Annotated in this window: 17 protein-coding genes; 9 read left to right on the top strand and 8 right to left on the bottom strand. The window is 70.0% G+C overall.

Annotation, left to right across the window (positions count from 1 at the left end; translation table 11 throughout):
* Positions 1-119 precede the first annotated feature (119 nt).
* The 3 genes from RI138_RS21275 to RI138_RS21265 all read left to right on the top strand — a co-directional run bounded on the left by RI138_RS21275 (position 120) and on the right by RI138_RS21265 (position 3,963).
* Positions 120-2,750, top strand: a complete 2,631-nt coding sequence (locus tag RI138_RS21275; RefSeq protein WP_311121188.1) for a hypothetical protein — start codon at positions 120-122, stop codon at positions 2,748-2,750.
* 195 nt (positions 2,751-2,945) lie between these two features.
* Positions 2,946-3,578 (top strand): hypothetical protein, encoded by a 633-nt coding sequence (locus tag RI138_RS21270; protein ID WP_398863406.1) that lies wholly within the window; start codon positions 2,946-2,948, stop codon positions 3,576-3,578.
* A gap of 37 nt (positions 3,579-3,615) precedes the next feature.
* On the top strand, positions 3,616-3,963 hold the full coding sequence (locus tag RI138_RS21265; protein WP_311121187.1) for a hypothetical protein: 348 nt from the start codon (positions 3,616-3,618) through the stop codon (positions 3,961-3,963).
* Positions 3,964-4,081: 118 nt separating this feature from the next.
* On the opposite strand, the gene RI138_RS21260 is transcribed toward RI138_RS21265, so the two are convergent.
* Entirely contained in the window at positions 4,082-5,353 is a 1,272-nt protein-coding gene (locus RI138_RS21260) for a L,D-transpeptidase (protein ID WP_311121186.1), read from the bottom strand.
* Between the two features lie 235 nt (positions 5,354-5,588).
* Positions 5,589-6,053 (bottom strand): hypothetical protein, encoded by a 465-nt coding sequence (locus tag RI138_RS21255; RefSeq protein WP_257001978.1) that lies wholly within the window; start codon positions 6,051-6,053, stop codon positions 5,589-5,591.
* 108 nt (positions 6,054-6,161) lie between these two features.
* On the opposite strand from RI138_RS21255, the gene RI138_RS21250 reads away from it, so the two are divergent.
* Complete coding sequence (locus RI138_RS21250; RefSeq protein WP_311121185.1) at positions 6,162-6,470, top strand: hypothetical protein; 309 nt, start codon at positions 6,162-6,164, stop codon at positions 6,468-6,470.
* A gap of 86 nt (positions 6,471-6,556) precedes the next feature.
* On the opposite strand, the gene hutH is transcribed toward RI138_RS21250, so the two are convergent.
* The 5 genes from hutH to RI138_RS21225 all read right to left on the bottom strand — a co-directional run bounded on the left by hutH (position 6,557) and on the right by RI138_RS21225 (position 12,670).
* Positions 6,557-8,107 (bottom strand): histidine ammonia-lyase, encoded by a 1,551-nt coding sequence (gene hutH / locus RI138_RS21245; RefSeq protein ID WP_096623604.1) that lies wholly within the window; start codon positions 8,105-8,107, stop codon positions 6,557-6,559.
* A gap of 76 nt (positions 8,108-8,183) precedes the next feature.
* Positions 8,184-9,338, bottom strand: a complete 1,155-nt coding sequence (locus tag RI138_RS21240) for a GGDEF domain-containing protein (RefSeq protein WP_096623602.1) — start codon at positions 9,336-9,338, stop codon at positions 8,184-8,186.
* 103 nt (positions 9,339-9,441) lie between these two features.
* Complete coding sequence (locus RI138_RS21235) at positions 9,442-10,254, bottom strand: enoyl-CoA hydratase/isomerase family protein (protein WP_311121184.1); 813 nt, start codon at positions 10,252-10,254, stop codon at positions 9,442-9,444.
* A gap of 138 nt (positions 10,255-10,392) precedes the next feature.
* Positions 10,393-11,592, bottom strand: a complete 1,200-nt coding sequence (locus RI138_RS21230) for an adenylate/guanylate cyclase domain-containing protein (protein ID WP_311121183.1) — start codon at positions 11,590-11,592, stop codon at positions 10,393-10,395.
* Between the two features lie 169 nt (positions 11,593-11,761).
* The gene (locus tag RI138_RS21225) at positions 11,762-12,670 is read right to left on the bottom strand and encodes a biotin--[acetyl-CoA-carboxylase] ligase (protein ID WP_311121182.1); all 909 of its coding nucleotides are present in this window, start codon (positions 12,668-12,670) and stop codon (positions 11,762-11,764) included.
* Positions 12,671-12,826: 156 nt separating this feature from the next.
* Here RI138_RS21225 and RI138_RS21220 point away from each other — a divergent pair, with 156 nt between their 5' ends.
* From RI138_RS21220 to RI138_RS21205, 4 genes are all read left to right on the top strand, one after another.
* Entirely contained in the window at positions 12,827-14,407 is a 1,581-nt protein-coding gene (locus tag RI138_RS21220; protein WP_311121181.1) for an acyl-CoA carboxylase subunit beta, read from the top strand.
* Between the two features lie 38 nt (positions 14,408-14,445).
* Positions 14,446-14,652 (top strand): acyl-CoA carboxylase epsilon subunit, encoded by a 207-nt coding sequence (locus RI138_RS21215; RefSeq protein WP_047178449.1) that lies wholly within the window; start codon positions 14,446-14,448, stop codon positions 14,650-14,652.
* Positions 14,653-14,738: 86 nt separating this feature from the next.
* On the top strand, positions 14,739-14,867 hold the full coding sequence (gene mmpB, locus RI138_RS21210) for a morphogenic membrane protein MmpB (protein ID WP_096623592.1): 129 nt from the start codon (positions 14,739-14,741) through the stop codon (positions 14,865-14,867).
* 45 nt (positions 14,868-14,912) lie between these two features.
* On the top strand, positions 14,913-15,530 hold the full coding sequence (locus RI138_RS21205; protein WP_311121180.1) for a Maf family protein: 618 nt from the start codon (positions 14,913-14,915) through the stop codon (positions 15,528-15,530).
* Positions 15,531-15,553: 23 nt separating this feature from the next.
* Here the strand turns inward: RI138_RS21205 and RI138_RS21200 are convergent, their stop codons facing one another.
* Positions 15,554-15,991: a hypothetical protein gene (locus RI138_RS21200; RefSeq protein ID WP_311121179.1), complete on the bottom strand. Its 438-nt coding sequence runs from the start codon at positions 15,989-15,991 to the stop codon at positions 15,554-15,556.
* A gap of 353 nt (positions 15,992-16,344) precedes the next feature.
* On the opposite strand from RI138_RS21200, the gene RI138_RS21195 reads away from it, so the two are divergent.
* Positions 16,345-18,099: an acetyl/propionyl/methylcrotonyl-CoA carboxylase subunit alpha gene (locus RI138_RS21195; protein WP_096623586.1), complete on the top strand. Its 1,755-nt coding sequence runs from the start codon at positions 16,345-16,347 to the stop codon at positions 18,097-18,099.
* The last annotated feature ends 152 nt before the right edge of the window (positions 18,100-18,251 follow it).

Genomic DNA, 18,251 nt, shown 5'->3' with positions numbered 1-18,251 from the left:
TGATCATTACGCTCACCACCCGTCGAGCGTTCGATTGCCCCCGTAATGCACCCGGGTCACACAGGTCACACGGGTCACACGGGTCACACGGGTACCGAACAGCACTAGACGGGGCGAACGTGAAATCACTCATGCGCCGGCTCCGCATGCCCATAACTCTGGGCATCGCCGCCGCACTCTCCCTTACCGCCTGCGGAACGGGAACACAGAACGCAGGGGCCGTACAGATCTCGGACTTGTCCCCGGCATCACGGAAGACGGATGCGGCGGGGAAGACCGGCAGGGACGAACCGGACGCGATCTCCTTCAAGCCTGACGGGCCGGTCGCCCTCACGGGGCGGGTCATCGGTGAGGAGACACTCAAGGGCGCCGAGTTCCAGCTCTCCGCCGACCCCGACCCCGAAACGGTCGGGCAACTCAAGCCAGGAGACACGGTAAGCCAGCTGCCCTTCCCCGATGCCGAGTTCGAAACCCACAAGAACGAGTTCGCGGTAAAACTCGACATCGACGACATAACCGACCCGGACTACATCAATGACAGAAATATCGTGACACTGTCATTGACCATCAGGATTCCGGGCAAGAACGGCGCCGATAAATTCGCCTACACCGGGGCATCCGTGGAGTACACGGGCTCCAATCCCGGCGTGATCCCGTGGGCGGATACACGGACGACACCAGGACATGGCGGAGAAAGGATACAACCAGGCGACGAGGCCCGCCCCGAGTTCATCGAGGTCACCCTACAGACGCCCTCACCAAAGAACCTGAAATCCCGTACGTCATCGCCCAGAGTTGCGAGTGCCGCTGCTGAAACCCCTCCGCACTGCTCGACGAAGACCTTCATAAGGAGCGCCGATGTGTGGTCGAACATCGGTGAGACCTACCCGGTAGGTGACGGCAAGGGCGGCATGACGTTCACCTCGGAGGCAAGCGCCAAGTACGAGGGTGCGGTCAGCTTCGGAGGCTGGTCGGCGTCCAAGGCGGTCGAGATCAAGAGCGGCATCGAAGGGGTATGGGAACCCGTCGGCTGGCCACGGAAGTACCTGGTGGAGATCCGGTACAAGAAGTACCAGTGCGTGTACCAGAGCAAGGACCAGGCCGCCGTCTGGACGGTATGGGAACCCAGCGGGCATACCGGCGGCTCCGACCACGTGGGCGGCGACGAATACGACGACTACAAGGACCGGGTTCAGCGGCCGGACTGGGTAGGAATGAATGAGCAAGACCACTGCACGAAGTCGACCGTCGACGCGTGGAACCGGGACAACTCGGCCGGCGGCTCCGAAAGCCTCGGCTGGGAAGGCAAGCTCACGGCTGGTGCGAAGAATCAGCTGGAGATCGGCATAGAACTCGGCGTGTCACGGGAATGGTCCACCTCGTCCAAGATCACCTACAACATGACCAAAGACGTCGACAGGCTCTGCGGCATGGACGAGAAGCCGGGATTCGCCAGCAAGATCGCGCAGTACGCCAAGGTCGCCCCCTCCGGAACGTGCCTCGACGTGGAGATACCGGAGGCCAAGCAGGTCGAGCCGAAGGCCCCACCGGAGCAGCAGCTCAACGAATACGCGAAGAAGACCCCTGACGGGTGGACCGGCGGCGACTCCACCTACTCGGTACGCCTTCCGGACGGGCGACTGCTGTACATATTCTCCGACACGTTCCTGGGGCCGCTCAACAAGGACGGCACCAGACCGGTGAACGCCCCGTTCGTGAACAACTCCTTTGTCATTCAGGACGGAGACAGCCTGAAGACCGTCACCGGCGGGACAAAGGAGAATCCGCGCTCCCTCATGACCGACCTGGACAACGATCCCACCAGGTGGTATTGGCTCGGTGACGGGATGATCTCGGATGTACAGCTTGAGGGGGAGCTGCGCCCGACAAAGCGCCTACAGATCATCTTCCACCAGTGGCACCGGTATGACCCTGACGACCTCTGGGGGTTCAGGCTGGAGAAGACGATCGTGGCCACCTTCGATCTCAACGACCTCACCAGGCCGGCCCAGGTGAAGGACATCCCGTCCTCCCCTGTCGTACCGAGACTGAGTCCCACGCAGTGGGGGGCGGCCATTGTTCCCGCAAGTGAGAGCGGAGACGGGTACACCTACGTCTACGGGATCGAGGACGCCCCGACCAACAAGCGCATGAGGGTAGCGCGCATCAAGGGGACCGACCTCAACAAGGATTACAAGTGGGAGTTCCTGAACGACGGCAGGAAGGCGTGGCTGGGCAAGGAGTCGCTGGGCACGACCAACCTGACGGGTGTGGCCAATGAGTTCAGTGTCACCAAGTGGGGGAACTCGTTCGTGCTCGTCAGCCAGGACAGCACAGAGGCCTTCAGCCAGAGAGTTCGCCTGTGGGCATCCTGCAACCCCTATACCGGGTTCAGGAACAACCCCGGCCGGGACGTTGTCTACATGATGCCCGAGGTCGGTCTGTGGGGAAGCTATGGCGACGGGAACATATTCGCCTACAACGCCCATGTGCACAGAGACCTGTCATCCGGTAGCCGGTGGACCCTCTCCTACAACGTCAACAGCTTTGATGCCACCGTGGGGGAGGACGGGGCCCACTACAGGGACCCCAGTATCTACAAGCCCCGGTTCGTATCGTTCGCCCTCGTACCCTCTACACAGGGCGTGAGCGCCGAGGTACAGGATCTGAGCCCCAAGGACTCGTCTCCCGGCGTCAACAGCCCCTGCACGACCGCATGCAGGGGGGTGCCGCAGCTCAGCGGGCGGTAGCCGGGCGGGGGCGGGTCCGGCCGGCAGAGCCGGGCCCGCCCTTGCCGTGCAGGTGGCCTCTCGGTCGCGCCGGCAGGTGGGTCGGCAGACAACGGGCATCCTGGACCAGGCGTATCGCACCTCACCCGTCAGAGGTGAAGTGGCTGATCTCCAGGGGGTGGCAACTGCTTCCGAATAAGTGTCTATGAGTGTCTTTTGTTCTTCTACGACCTCACCGGCTCGGCAGACCACCGCGACGCCCAGATCCGGCACGCCGTCACCCGAGTCCTGCACTGGGCCAAGCAATGCGGCGTGGCCGCGATCGGTATCGAGAATCTGGACTTCGCCGCCGAGAAGACCCGCGAGAAACACGGCCGCCGCAAGCGGTTCCGGCGGGTTATCTCCGGTATCCCGACCGGCAAGCTCAAAGCCCGCCTCGTGTCCATGGCCGCCGAGACGGACCTCGCCATCGTGGCCGTTGACCCGGCGTACACGTCGATGTGGGGCGACCAGCACTGGAAGAAGCCCCTCACCTCGAAGAAACGAAAGATGTCCCGTCACGACGCTGCTGGCGTCGCGATCGGGCGACGCGCCCTCGGACACCCGATCCGGCGACGGACGGCACCGCCCCCGCAGCACCAGAGCGATGCTGCGGGGCATCGGACCGTCCAGACCGGACCAGGCGCACGAGGGCGTGAGGAAACCCGCCCACCCGTCACGGAACGTGCACACGATGCACGTCGCCGGATCGGGGAACAGCGAACGCGGGAGACCAGCGCATCCAACACCGTTCGGGATGCGCGCAGTTCCAGGAGCTGGCATCAGATGTCACTCCTGGACACTGCTTAGGAACGGTGAGTTGAGGACCCCGGTACCGTGATCCCTCATGACCACCAAGCCAGAACACGAGAAGACCAACGAGGAGTTCATCTCCCCTCGTCGCGGTGAACAGTCCGGCCCCGTGGCCTACACCCGCTACCGGTGCACGTGGACCCGGGCCCGTGACGAGGTCATCGGCCAGCTGTGGCTCGGACTCGCCACGTTCACCGGCTCGATCATCGCGCTGATCGTCGCGGCGAACAGCGAACCGGACCCGGACAACAGGACCGCGACCGCCCTTGTCTGGGCCTGGGCACTGGGAATGGCCGCGGTCATATCGTTCGTACTGACTCTCTGGCGCTGGCCTGTCGAGTACCGCGCCCACCCGCCTGCCCCGGATGACCGGACCCCTTAGCCGATGGGTGGGTGTCGGAGAGGCACCGGACACGCCGAAGGCGGCGGCCCCGGAAGGCTCCGGGGCCGCCGCCTTCGGGCGGGGACGGGGGTGAAGCAGAAGCGATCGGACCGGCGGATCAGACCTGGGAGCCGGCCTTCCACTGGGCCCAGTCCATGTTCCAGCCGTTGAGGCCGTTGTCCGGCTTGATGGTCTTGTCCGGGGAGTTCTTGACGATGACCACGTCGCCGACGAGCGAGTTGTCGTAGAACCAGGCGCCGGGCGCGTTGGGGTCGTTCGCGCCCTTCACGTCGGCGAGACCCACGCAGCCGTGGCTGGTGTTGGCGGAGCCGAAGATGCCCTTGCCCCAGTAGTTGCCGTGGATGAAGGTGCCCGAGGTGGACAGACGCATCGCGTGCGGCACGTCCTTGATGTCGTACTCGCCCTTGCCGTCGTCATCGGTGAAGCCGACGGTGGCACCGTTCATCCGGGTCTCCTTGTACTTCTCGGAGATCACCATCTGTCCGTTGTACGTGGGGGTCTCGGGCGAGCCGGCGGAGATCGGGATGGTCTTGATGGTCTTGCCGTCGCGCGTGACCGTCATCATCTTGGTCTTCGCGTCGACGGTGGACACCTGGTTGCGGCCGACCTTGAAGGTCACGGTCTTCTGCTGCACGCCGTAGACGCCGTCGGCGCCCTCGACGCCGTCGAGCTCCAGCTTCAGCGTGACGGTGGAACCGCCCTGCCAGTAGTCCTCCGGGCGCAGATCCAGGCGCTGGGAGTTGAACCAGTGGCCGACGACCTCCTGGCCACTGCTGGAGGTCACGGTGATACCGCTCTGGACGGCCTTCTTGTCCGTGATCGGCTTGTTGAAGTTGATCGAGACGGGCATCCCGACGCCGACCGTGGAGCCGTCCTCGGGGGTGAAGTTCCCGATGAAGCTGTTGTCGGGCGAGACGGTGGTGAAGGAGCTGTTCTCGTGGGCCTCGCGGCCCTTCGAGTCGGCCGCCGTGGCGGAGATCTTGTACGTGGTGGACCGCGCCAGCTGGCCCGAGGGCTTCCAGCTGGACCCGTCGGCCTCCAGGGTGCCCTCGACCGGGGTGCCGTCCGCCGTGGTCATGACGACCTTGGTCAGCTTGCCCTTCTTGACGGAGACCTGCGCGGCGTTGTTGATGCTGGCGTTGGTCGCGCCGTTCTTCGGCGCAATCGATATCTGCGCTTCGGAGGCCTTCTCGGCCGCCGCCTTGTCGACTTCCTGCGCCTGTGAGGACTCCGAACTCCCGGCGCCCGTCTTTCCGCCCTTGTCGCCGTCGTCGGTACAGGCCGAAAGCACCAGCACGCCGCCGAGCAGTGCGGACATGGCCACGAGACCCCTGCGCCGCTTGCTGTCCGTCATCACACGCTTCTCCATCGTTGCCGATTCCCCAAAAATCCCCGGACGGGACCGCCAGGCCACTTTCCCCGTCAATGTTCCAAGAACACCCGGAACGGGTGCTCCGTTCCGCATCCACGGAAGATGTGGGGAACACCACTCATCGACGCGCCCGCGGCAGCGGTGGTTCCCGTGGCCGGGAACCGGTCCGCGCCGCCGCACAGTGCGGCCCCGGTCCGCGGTCGGGCGGGCCCGGGGCCGGTGTTCTCACACGTCAGACCCGTTGTGCGGGGTCACCGTCCTCGCGGTCGTTCTTCCCATTGTGCGTGACCGTGGAACCGGGCCCCTCCTCGTCGCCCTCGTCCAGCGGCAGGAACAGGGCGTCCTCCTCGTCGTCCGCGTCCTCGTCCCAGCCCTCCGCGTCGGGGTCGAAGTCGATGCTCTCGCTGCTCCAGGACGCCTGGGCCAGCTCCACCCCGGGCACCTCGCCGACCAGGTCGAAGGGGTCGACCAGTGAGGCGAGGGCCTCAGCGCCGTCCGCCCGGACAGCGGCCTCGGCATGCATGCGCTCCTCCTCGCCCCGCTCATCGGCATCGCTCACGGCGACCTCCGCAAGCGGCTCCCCGTACTCGGCGGCGATGGATTCGAGAGCGGTACCGGTCAGGGCGTCGAGGTCGGTGACCTCCAGCACCATCTCCACGCGAAGTCGAACAAACCTGGATGTCTCTTCAGTGGTCATAGGCCGGAGCGTAAGGCTCGTCGAGGCCACGACTTTCCTCCGACCCGCTGCTTTGCTTAGCATCGACCCACGGGGCTAACTCACGGTTGTCGCAAGGGGATCGAATCTGTGTCCGTCGCTCGTCGAACACTGCTGACCGCCACCGCCGCGGGCACACTGCTGGCCGCTCTCTGGTTCGTCCCGTCGGCCAACGCGACCGTCGAGAACCCCCCGAGCGGCGCTTCGCCCGCCACGCCGGGCCGGGCCGCCGAGCAGCCCGCCGGTGGCCCCGACGACGCCTCCGGGGCGCGCCTCGCCGACACCGGTCCGGGCCTGGACACCACCCCGTATCTCATCGGCGGCACAGCCCTGTTGGGCATCGGCGCGGGCTTCGTGACCTACTCCGTACGCCGTTCCGGGACGCGCCCGGCGCTCTGATCCGTACGTACGAGAAGGGCTGCCGCTCCCCCCGGTGCGGCAGCCCTTCCGCGTAAGCCCCTTCAGGGCCCGTTACGGGGCGCGGCTCAGGCCAGCGTCCCGGTGACCGGCTCCACGGCCGCGACCAGGCGTCCTTCCCGTACGAACGCGTCGGCGGCGGCCAGGTCCGGGGCGAGGTAGCGGTCCGGGCCCGGTCCCTGCGCCCCAGCGGCCCGCAGCGCGGCCACGGCGGCCTGCGAGGCGGGGGCGGGGGTGAGGCCCTCGGCGGCGCGCAGCTCGACCGCGCGGGTCGCGGCGTACAGCTCGACGGCGACGATCCGGGTCAGGTTGTCCACGGCCGTACGCAGCTTGCGCGCGGCCGACCAGCCCATGGAGACGTGGTCCTCCTGCATGGCGGAGGACGGGATGGAGTCGGCCGAGGCGGGGACGGCGAGCCGCTTCATCTCGCTGACCAGGGCGGCCTGGGTGTACTGGGCGATCATCAGCCCGGAGTCGACTCCGGCGTCGTCCGCGAGGAACGGCGGCAGGCCGTGCGAGCGGTTCTTGTCGAGCAGCCGGTCGGTTCGGCGCTCGCAGATCGAGCCGAGGTCGGCGGCGACGATCGCGAGGAAGTCCAGGACGTACGCGACGGGCGCCCCGTGGAAGTTCCCGTTGGACTCGACCCGCCCGTCGGAAAGGACCACCGGGTTGTCGACGGAGGAGGCCAGTTCGCGGCCCGCGACCACGGCCGCGTAGTCGAGGGTGTCGCGGCCGGCGCCGTTGACCTGGGGGGCGCAGCGCACCGAGTAGGCGTCCTGGACCCGGGGCGCGTCGTCCTGGTGATGGCCCGTCAGCCCGGAACCGGCCAGCACCCGCAGCATGTTGTCCGCGCTGACCCCCTGGCCGGGGTGCGGGCGGATGGCGTGCAGCTCGGGGGCGAGGACCTTGTCCGTGCCGAGCAGCGCCTCCAGGGAGAGGGCGGCGGTGATGTCGGCCGAGGTGTAGAGGCTCCGCAGGTCGGCGAGGGCCATGACCAGCATGCCGAGCATCCCGTCGGTGCCGTTGAGGAGGGCCAGGCCCTCCTTCTCGCGCAGCTCGACGGGGGCGATGCCGTGCGCGGCCAGCAGCTCGCCCGCCGGCCGGACCGTGCCGTCGGGGCCTTCCGCGTCGCCCTCGCCCATCAGGGTGAGCGCGCAGTGCGAGAGGGGTGCGAGGTCGCCGGAGCAGCCGAGCGAGCCGTACTCGTGGACGACGGGCGTGATGCCGGCGTTGAGCAGGTCGGCCATGGTCTGCGCGACCTCGGGGCGTACGCCGGTGTGCCCGGAGGCGACCGTCTTCAGCCGGAGGAACATCAGCGCGCGGACGACCTCGCGCTCGACGCGGGGGCCCATGCCCGCCGCGTGCGAGCGGACGATGTTGCGCTGGAGCTGGGCGCGCAGCTCGTGGCTGATGTGGCGGCTGGCGAGCGCACCGAAGCCGGTGGAGACGCCGTAGACCGGCTCGGGCTTGGCGGCGAGCGCGTCCACGATGAGGCGGGCGGCGGCCAGGGCTTCCACGGCGGCGGCGGAGAGCTCGACCCGGGCGCCGTGGCGGGCTACGGCGACAACGTCATCGGCGGTGGTTCCGGACGTCCCCACCACAACAGTGTGCATATCCATATTCAGCAGCGTACGGACTGAACACCGCTATGTCACTAGTGGTTCGGCACTGGGCTCCTTACCTCCGGGCAACCGCTCACGGCCGGTTGCCGCGCAGCCTGCGGCGGTCGTGCGCGGACTTGGGCGGGGAGTCCGCGAGCCGGATGACCTCGCCGTCCCGCCCGGCCACCACCGGCCTGAGCGAGCGCGCGGCCTTGGCCCGGTACTGGGCCGCGTCCGCGAGCCGGAAGAGCCGACGGGCCGATCGCACCGGGCCGATCGGGTCGCCCGTCGACGCGACCCCGCAGGCCACCCCGTCGCCCAGCTCGATCACCGCCGACCGGTCGCACAGCTCGGTGGCCACCTCCACCACGTCCTCGGCCGGGGGACCCGCCGCGAGCAGGCAGAACTCGTCACCGCCGAGCCGGGCCGCCAGCGCCTCGGGCAGCATCGCCCCGCACAGCGAGAGCACCGAGCCGAAACGTTCCAGCAGGCGGTCGCCGACGGCGTGGCCGTGGGTGTCGTTCACCGCTTTGAGGCCGTTCAGATCGCAGACGACCAGGCTGACCACCGTGTCGTCGGCGCGGTGCCGCTCGATGGCCTCGTCGAGCCGGATGTCGACGGCCCGGCGGTTGGCGAGCCCCGTCAGCGGGTCGGTGAAGGCCAGCTTGCGGACCTCCTCAAGCCGCTCGGTCTGGGCGATCCCGGAGGCCACGACGGCGGCGAGGACGGTCGCGAAGTCCGCGTCGGCCCGGCCGAAGACGGGCTGCCCGGCGGGCCGCGCCACGTACAGCTCGCCCCAGGCCCGGCCGTGCAGCACGATCGGCGCGACCACACAGCAGCCCCGGCCGCGCCGCCGGAGCGCCGCGACCCGCTGGTGGCAGTACGGGCGGGCGCCGCGTGCCGGGCCGCCCGCGCCGGGCTGGCCGTCGGCGGTCTCCACCCAGGCGTCGGGCTCGCCGCCGCCGGCCCAGCGCTCGTGCAGGAACTCGGTGATCTCCGGGAACTCGTGGACCGGGTAGGCCTCCTCCTCGGGGAACTCCTCCTCCCCCTCGGCCCGCTGCCCCGCGTTGACCAGCACCCGCAGCCTGCCCCGGTCGCGCTCCCACACGGAGAGCGCGGCGAAACTGCCGTTCAGCGCCTCGCAGGCACCCAGCGCCGCCGCCCGCCACGAGTCGCGCGGCGTGTACGCCGCGGCCATGGTCTGCGCCAGCGAAACCACGGCCCGCAGCCGCTCATCGTCACCACCCATTCGTACAGCTTATGTAGATTTGTTCACTTTTGATCAGTTTGATGCCTAACTAATTTCGCCCTTTTCTGAACAGATCACTCACTCTCCGCAACACGTCGCCCGCTCATTCCCCGGGCCAGTCGGGGCGGCGCTTCTCGTTGAACGCGGCCACCCCCTCCGCCCGGTCCCCGGAGAAGGCCACCGACCGCCAGGCCGCGTCCTCGACCTCCAGGCCCGCCCGCAGATCGAGCCCGTGCCCCAGCCGCAGCGCCTTCTTGGCCGCGCGCAGCCCCACGGGGGAGTTGGCCGCGATCCGGCCGCCCAGCGCGAGGGCCTCCTCGCGGTCCCGGCCCGCCTCGACCAGCTCGTCGACGAGCCCCAGCTCGCGGGCTTCGGCGGCCTCGACCCGGCGGGCGCTGAAGACCAGCTCGGCGGCGCGCGCCGCCCCGACCCGGCGCGGCAGCAGCTGCGTACCGCCGCCGCCCGGGATGACGCCCACCGACACCTCGGGCAGCCCGACCACGGTGGTGGTGTCGGCGACGATCACATCGCAGGCGAGGGCGAGTTCGAAGCCGCCGCCGAGAGCGAAGCCGTGCACGGCGGCGATCACCGGCATCGGCAGCTCCAGGACGCCGGTGTAGGCGGCGCGGGCGGTCGGCCGCTGGCGCACGAGGTCGGCGTCGGTGAAGGAGTTGCGCTCCTTGAGGTCCGCGCCGACGCAGAAGGCCCGCTCATGGCTGGAGGTGAGGACGGTGGCGCGGACGTCCCGGTCGGCGCCGAGCGCCTCGCAGGCGGCGGCGATGGAGCGGGCCATGTCGGTGGAGACGGCGTTCATGGCCTTCGGCCGGTCGAGGACCAGCTCGGCGACGTGCCGCTGCCCCTCGTGCCGCCGTACGACGACGAACTCCCCGAACCGCTGCTCGGACGTGACGGTCATGGCTGCACCCCTGTCGGTTGACGACTGCCGGTTGACGACGTCCGCTCGACGACGCCTGTTAACGAGCGTTATCGACAGGGATCCTAGACAGGGCGGCGGTCCCACCGACAGAGCGGGCCGGGGTGGAGGTGCGAGGGCTCAGGAACCGCTCGTCCCGCGCCGGGCCAGCAGCCACGGCTCGACCACGCCGAGCCCGCGCACCGGCCGCTGCCACATCGGCTGGAGCCCGAAGCGGTACGTGGGCAGCGGCGGCTCGTCGTCCGGCTCGCGGCCCTCCTTCTCGGCGAGCCGGACCCGCTCGGCGGCGGCCGCGGCATCCTCGGCGGCCTGAGCCTCGGACTCCGGGGCCTGACCGTGGCGGATCAGCTCCTTGGCGAACGCCCCGTCGACCAGGACGGCGTCCTTCGGGGCTATCGAGGTGAGCCGGCTGGCGAGGTTCACCGTGGTGCCGAAGACATCGCCCATCCGGGTGGTGACCGTGCCGAAGGCGATGCCCACACGCAGCGCGGGCATCGTCTCGTCCTGGGACATCGCCTCGATCAGCCGGAGCGCTATCTCGGCGGCGGTGCCGGAGTCGTCGGCGGCGAAGAGCACCTCGTCGCCGAGGGTCTTGATGAGCCGCCCGCCATGCGCGGCGACCAGGTCGGCGGCGGTCGTCTCGAAGGACTCGACCAGCTCGCCGAGCTCCTCCTCCTCAAGACGCCGGGTCAGCCGGGTGAAGCCGACCAGGTCCGCGAAGCCGACGGCGAGCCGCCGGTCGACCATCTCCTCGTCGTCCGCGGCCTGCACGACCCGCCCGGTGGCGGCGGCCAGCTGGCGCCGCCACACGTAGACGAGGAACTCCTGAAGCTCCGGCAGCAACAGCTCGACCAGCGGATACGTGACCTCGGTACGGGTCATGCCGGGCTCGGGCGGCTCGGTCAGGCCCTCCAGGAACGAGTCGATCTGCCACTCGGCCAGCCGGGCGGTGGTCTGCCCGGTGGAGCGGGCCACCTGGATCGCCATCGGCTCGCTGAGCAGCCCCGCCTCGACGAGACCGGCGAGCCGGCGCAGGGCGAGGACGTCGGCCTCGGTGAGCGCCCGGGCCTGGCCGATGTCGGCGAAGCCCATCGCCCGCCAGAACCGGGAGGCCAGATCCATGGAGACCCCGGCGGTACGGGCCGCCTGGAAGGGCGTGTAGCGGCGGTCGGCCCCGAGGATCAGCTGTTCGAGCCGGATCGCGAGGGGGTCGTCGGTCGGTTCGGCCGTGTGGTCGACCTCGTGGTGGGGTGTGGCGTGGACCGAGGAGTCCGGCCCGGGCTCCTCACCCGCACCGGACGTCGTGTCGCCGACGGTCACCAGCCGCCTCCTGCCCGTTCCCTGCGCACTGCTCTGCCGATCTGTCGCTCGATCGCCTCAACGATACGGCAGGTGTGCCCTAGCTCACGTCCTTGGTTGACCGATACGGGTGCGTCGCGCGTGACATCGGGCGCGCGGGCGCACTCCGCCCCCGCTTCCGTACGCCTTCTCAGGTCAGCCCGCCGGCCGCCCCGCGCAGATGCACGATGTCGCCCGCCGACACCGGCTGCCGGAGCCCGTCCTCGGTGGAGAGCACCAGCCGCCCGTCCCCGTCGATGGCGACGGCCTCGCCGACCAGGGACGTCCCGCCCGGCAGCTCCGCCCGTACGGTCCGGTCGAGGGTCGCGCAGCCCGCGGCGTACGCGGCCTGGAGCCCGCACGCGGCCGCGTCCCCGCCGGCCGCCTTCCACTCCCCGTACCAGTGCTCCAGCGAGCGCAGGACGGCCCGCAGCAGGGTCTCCCGGTCGGTGGAGACCGCTCCGGCGAGCACCAGCGATCCGGCGGTGGGGGCGGGCAGCTCGTCCGCGCGCAGCGACACGTTGATGCCCAGGCCGACGACGATGCCGTCCCCGGCGAACTCCCCGAGGATGCCCCCGGCCTTGCGTTCCTCCCCCGGGGAGGTCTCCCCCGGACGGCGCCCGTCGGAGCCCTTGGGGATCGTGACCAGCAGGTCGTTGGGCCACTTCAGCGCCATGTCGACGCCCGCGGACTTCGCGAGCCCGGTCGCGGCGGCGACCCCGGCCAGCAGCGGCACCCACCCCCACCGCTCCACCGGGATGTCGCCCGGCTCCAGGTACACGGAGAAGAACAGCCCGGAGCGGGGCGGGGCGGTCCAGGTCCGCTCAAGGCGCCCGCGCCCGGCGGTCTGCTCCTCGGCGACCAGCACCGTGCCCTCGTCCGCCTCCCCCGCGCGGGCCCGCCCTGCGAGGTCGGTGTTGGTGGACCCGGTGGACTCCACCACCTCCAGCGAGCGCCACAGCGCGTCCGGTCGCAGCAGTCCGCGGCGCAGCGCGGTCACGTTCAGGGGCGGCCGGTCGAGGTCCGACCAGCGGTTGTGTGGCGCATCCGGTGGTGTCATGCAAGCCACCCTAGGTGTGGGAAAGGACGCACTGCCGAACCGTAGGCGCGCCGATACGCTACGAGTCAGTAGCCAGAGCCGAACGGACGACCGGCCCGTCCCCCCGTGACCGTTGCCGGACCCCGTCCCCGTGACCAGGCAGGGAGCCGCCCCCCGATGTCCGAGCCGCAGACCGACATCCACACCACCGCGGGCAAGCTCGCGGACCTGACGCGCCGCATCGACGAGGCGACGCACGCCGGGTCGGCACGCGCGGTCGAGAAGCAGCACGCCAAGGGCAAGCTGACGGCCCGTGAAAGGGTCGAGCTGCTGCTGGACGAGGGCTCCTTCGTGGAGCTCGACGAGTTCGCCCGGCACCGCTCCACCAACTTCGGCATCGAGAAGAACCGCCCGTACGGCGACGGTGTCGTCACCGGGTACGGCACGGTCGACGGCCGCCCGGTCTGCGTGTACTCGCAGGACTTCACGATCTTCGGCGGCTCGCTCGGCGAGGTCTACGGCGAGAAGATCGTCAAGGTCATGGACTTCGCACTGAAGACCGGCTGCCCGGTCATCGGCATCAACGACGGCGGCGGCGCGCGCATCCAGGAAGGCGTGGTGGCGCTCGGCCTGTTCGCCGAGATCTTCCGCCGCAACGTGCACGCCTCCGGGGTGATCCCGCAGATCTCGCTGATCGTCGGCCCGTGCGCGGGCGGTGCGGTCTACTCCCCCGCGATCACGGACTTCACGGTGATGGTCGACCAGACCTCGCACATGTTCATCACCGGACCCGACGTCATCAAGACGGTCACCGGCGAGGACGTCGGCTTCGAGGAGCTGGGCGGCGCCCGTACGCACAACACCACCTCCGGGGTGGCGCACCACATGGCGGGCGACGAGAAGGACGCCATCGAGTACGTCAAGTCCCTGCTCTCCTACCTCCCTTCGAACAACCTCTCCGAGGCCCCGGCGTTCCCGGAGGAGGCGGACCTCACCACCACCGACGAGGACCGCGAGCTGGACACGCTCATCCCGGACTCGGCGAACCAGCCGTACGACATGCACACGGCGATCGAGCATGTGCTGGACGACGGTGAGTTCCTGGAGACCCAGGCCCTGTTCGCGCCGAACATCGTCACCGGCTTCGGCCGGGTCGAGGGCCACCCGGTGGGGATCGTCGCCAACCAGCCGATGCAGTTCGCAGGCTGCCTGGACATCAACGCGAGCGAGAAGGCGGCCCGCTTCGTCCGCACCTGCGACGCGTTCAACGTCCCCGTCATCACCTTCGTGGACGTGCCGGGCTTCCTGCCGGGCGTGGACCAGGAGTACGGCGGCATCATCCGGCGCGGCGCGAAGCTGATCTACGCCTACGCGGAGGCCACGGTCCCGCTGATCACCGTCATCACCCGCAAGGCCTTCGGCGGCGCGTACGACGTCATGGGCTCCAAGCACCTGGGCGCCGACCTCAACCTCGCCTGGCCGACCGCGCAGGTCGCAGTCATGGGCGCGCAGGGCGCGGTGAACATCCTGCACCGGCGCACCATCGCGGCCGCCGAGGACCCGGACGCCACCCGGGCCGAGCTGATGGCTGACTACGAGGACACGCTGCTCAACCCGTACGTGGCGGCCGAGCGCGGGTACGTCGACGCGGTGATCATGCCGTCCGACACCCGGGCGCACATCGTCAAGGGGCTGCGTCAGCTGCGGACGAAGCGGGAATCCCTGCCTCCGAAGAAGCACGGCAACATCCCGCTCTAGCCGCTCGCCCGCTCGCCCTTTCACAGAGAGGTCTGCCCATGATCAAGGTCGTACGGGGCAACCCCACCCCGGAGGAGCTGGCCGCCGCACTGGCGGTGGTCCGGGCGCGCGCCGCGGCGGCGTCCGCCGTGTCGTCCGGCGCGCCGCTGCCGCCCGAACAGTGGTCCGACCCGGGGCGCATCGCGCGTACCGGCCGCCCGCAGCCGGGCCCGCGGGCCTGGGCGCGGACGTACTGGCCGGCCTGAGCCGTCAGGAGCCGCCCCCGCCACCGGGGGCGGCTTGAGTACGGGTACTCAGGCGCCGCGGCGGGCTGCGCAGCAGGATCGGAACCATGCTGTGGTCCGACCCCGAGAACAAGCCGCCGAAGGAACTGCGCGACGTCCAGGCCATGATGCGCAGAGCGGGCGTTCTGCTGGCGCTGGCGATGCTGGTGGCGATGTTCGTGCTCGGCATCCACTGACGGCTGCCGGATCTCCGGACCTCCGGATCTCCGGGCCCTTCTACGATGGCCCGTATGACTGATCAGCCCCAGCGCCGTCTCGTGCTCGCCTCCGCCTCCCCCGCCCGCCTCGGTCTGCTGCGCCAGGCCGGTTTCGCCCCCGAGGTGATCGTCAGCGGGGTGGACGAGGACGCGCTGAGCGCGCCGACCCCCGGTGAGCTGGCTCTCGTCCTGGCGCGGGCGAAGGCGGCGGTGGTCGCGGAGCGTCCCGAGGCGGCGGGCGCGCTGGTCATCGGCTGCGACTCGGTGCTGGAGCTGGACGGCGAGGCGCTGGGCAAGCCCGCCGACGCCGAGGAGGCCACCGCCCGATGGAAGTCCATGCGCGGCCGGTCCGGCATCCTGCGGACCGGGCACAGCGTGATCGACACCGCCGCCGGCCGCACGGCGTCGGCGACCGCGTCCACCGTCGTACGGTTCGGCGAGCCGAGCGACGACGAGGTCGCCGCGTACGTCGCCTCGGGCGAACCGCTGCACGTGGCGGGGGCGTTCACCCTGGACGGCCGCTCGGCGCCGTTCATCGACTCCATCGAGGGCGACCACGGCAACGTGATCGGCCTGTCGCTGCCGCTGCTGCGCCGCCTGCTCGGCGAACTGGACCTCTCCGTAACGGATTTGTGGGCCTGAGGCGACCGTGGCCCCGCTGCCGCTCAGGCGGCCGCCGGGGCCGCTGTGTCGCTCACGGGCTCCTCGGCGCCGGGCTCGGGCCCGTACGACAGCAGGGTGAGCACCAGCAGGGCCAGCACGGCCATCATGAACGCGAAGGCGCCCCAGCCCACCAGGCCGACGGTGACCGCGCCGAGGACCCCGTGCACGACCGCGCAGCCGATCAGGGCGATCCGCCCGGCGCGCCCCGGCGACCGGTCACGGACCCCGGCCAGCAGGGCGACCAGCCCGCACAGGACGAGCAGCAGCCCGCAGACCCCGCCCATCACCCAGGTCCCGGCGGACATGACCTTGGGGTCCATGCCGGCGAGCGACATGTTCTGGTTCTCGGTGACCGTGGCCAGGACGGCGTTGATGAGCACGATGCCCACCGCCTCCCCGAACAGCACGAGCGCCGTCACGATCGCGACCGGCCTGCGCATCAGCGTCCCACCCCTGTTACCTCTGGTACGTGCGTAGCGCGGACCCTACTCACCGGTATCCCTTCGGACAAGGGATCGGACGTCCCCGTGCGCCGCGCAAAGAATCCACCGGGCGTTCGTAGGGAGTCCACAAAGAAACGCCGTGAGGCGTTGACCTTCAGGACAGAGACCTGCACCACACCGGATGGTTACTGTGCCGTTGAGGATCCCGGCGTACCGTGGTGCCACAAGGGATTTCACTACTGGGGCAAGCCTCGGATCACACTCCGTGTGGGCAAGCTCACCATTGGGGACGGGTCGTACGGCCGTGTCGGTAGTCCCTAAACTCAGCTTGTTTCGAGGAGGGAGTCATCGTGCGCAAGGTGCTCATCGCCAACCGTGGCGAAATCGCTGTCCGCGTTGCTCGGGCGTGCCGGGACGCGGGGATCGCGAGTGTCGCGGTCTACGCCGAGCCGGACCGGGACGCGCTGCATGTCCGGGCCGCTGACGAGGCGTTCGCCCTGGGCGGTGACACCCCGGCCGCCAGCTATCTGGACATGGCCAAGGTGCTCCAGGCCGCCGCCGACTCGGGGGCGGACGCGATCCACCCGGGTTACGGATTCCTGTCGGAGAACGCGGAGTTCGCCCAGGCCGTCCTGGACGCCGGGCTCACCTGGATCGGCCCGCCGCCGCAGGCCATCCGCGATCTCGGCGACAAGGTCGCGGCCCGGCACATCGCCCAGCGCGCGGGCGCCCCGCTCGTCGCGGGCACCCCGGACCCGGTCTCCGGCTCCGGGGAGGTCGTCGCGTTCGCCGAGCAGCACGGGCTGCCGATCGCGATCAAGGCGGCCTTCGGCGGTGGCGGCCGCGGTCTGAAGGTGGCCCGCACCCTGGAGGAGATCCCGGAGCTGTACGACTCCGCGGTCCGCGAGGCGGTCGCCGCGTTCGGCCGGGGCGAGTGTTTCGTCGAGCGCTACCTCGACAAGCCGCGCCACGTGGAGACCCAGTGCCTGGCCGACTCCCACGGCAACGTGGTCGTCGTCTCCACCCGGGACTGCTCGCTCCAGCGCCGCCACCAGAAGCTCGTCGAGGAGGCCCCGGCCCCCTTCCTGTCGCAGGCGCAGAACGAGGAGCTGTACGCGGCCTCCAAGGCGATCCTGAAGGAAGCCGGCTACGTCGGCGCGGGCACGGTCGAGTTCCTGGTCGGCCTGGACGGCACGATCTCGTTCCTGGAGGTCAACACCCGCCTCCAGGTCGAGCACCCGGTCACCGAAGAGGTCACCGGCATCGACCTCGTACGCGAGATGTTCCGCATCGCGGACGGCGAGGAACTGGGGTACGGCGACCCGGCGGTGCGCGGTCACTCCTTCGAGTTCCGGATCAACGGCGAGGACCCGGGCCGCGGCTTCCTGCCCGCCCCCGGCACCGTCACCACGTTCGCCCCGCCGACCGGCCCCGGTGTCCGCCTGGACGCGGGCGTCGAGTCCGGCTCGGTCATCGGCCCGGCGTGGGACTCCCTCCTCGCCAAGCTCATCGTGACCGGCGCGACCCGCGAGCAGGCCCTCCAGCGTGCCGCCCGCGCGCTCGCGGAGTTCCAGGTCGAGGGCATGGCCACGGCGATCCCGTTCCACCGGGCCGTCGTCGCCGACCCCGCCTTCACCGCGGACCCGTTCACCGTGCACACCCGGTGGATCGAGACCGAGTTCGTCAACGACATCAAGCCCTTCGCCGCGCCCGCCGAGGCGGACGCGGAGGACGAGGCCGGGCGGGAGACCGTCGTCGTCGAGGTCGGCGGCAAGCGCCTGGAGGTCTCGCTGCCGTCCTCGCTGGGCATGAGCCTGGCCCGTACGGGCCTCGCGGCCGGAGCCAAGCCGAAGCGCCGCGCGGCGAAGAAGGCCGGTTCCGCCGCCTCGGGCGACAGCCTCGCCTCGCCCATGCAGGGCACGATCGTGAAGATCGCGGTCGAGGAGGGCCAGGAGGTCAAGGAGGGCGACCTCGTCGTCGTCCTGGAGGCCATGAAGATGGAGCAGCCGCTCAACGCGCACCGCTCCGGCACGGTCAAGGGCCTCACCGCCGAAGTCGGCGCCTCCGTCTCCTCCGGCGCCCTCATCTGCGAGATCAAGGACTGACCGCACAGTGCACCGGCCTGGGGCCCGGTCCGCGTCGTAGGACGCGGACCGGGCCCCTCGCCGTCAGTGGCATCCTGGAACCGACGAGGGGCCGAGGACCAGGACCGAGGGAGGGGCAGGAAGCCATGGCAGGGGCGATCCCGACGGACAGG

This window comes from Streptomyces durocortorensis, from assembly GCF_031760065.1.
In the GTDB taxonomy this organism is placed as follows: Bacteria; Actinomycetota; Actinomycetes; order Streptomycetales; family Streptomycetaceae; genus Streptomyces.
Note: the sequence above shows the minus strand (reverse complement) of the source record. Positions and strands in the feature narration are given on the sequence as shown.